The organism is Priestia sp. SIMBA_032, assembly GCF_046535215.1.
In the GTDB taxonomy this organism is placed as follows: domain Bacteria; phylum Bacillota; class Bacilli; order Bacillales; family Bacillaceae_H; genus Priestia; species Priestia aryabhattai.
Genome location: NZ_JAWRXD010001204.1, coordinates 1 through 250 on the forward strand (window position 1 = coordinate 1; position 250 = coordinate 250).

At 34.8% G+C, this 250-nt stretch carries 1 protein-coding gene; it reads left to right on the top strand.

The window, feature by feature from the left end:
* Positions 1-155, top strand: a 155-nt coding sequence (locus SB717_RS38135) for a GGDEF domain-containing protein (RefSeq protein ID WP_410908388.1), incomplete at its 5' end; no start/stop codon positions are given.
* Between the last annotated feature and the right edge of the window lie 95 nt (positions 156-250).

Below are 250 nucleotides of genomic sequence, written 5' to 3' on the forward strand. Positions count from 1 at the left end.
CATTTCAATTGTTAGATGGAACAAAAATAAAAATTACGGTTTCGGTAGGGGTTTCAGAGTATGAAGGGTCATCAGAGCAATTTATTCAAGCGGCGGATGATGCGTTATACTACTCGAAACGAAATGGTAGAAATAAGGTCAGCTCTGCATCTTAAAGATAAGATGACCAGAAGACATAAAGCTTATAAAAAACACTCACAGAGTCAATGTATGAACCTTGTGAGTGTTTTTATTTATATATTAGACAAGT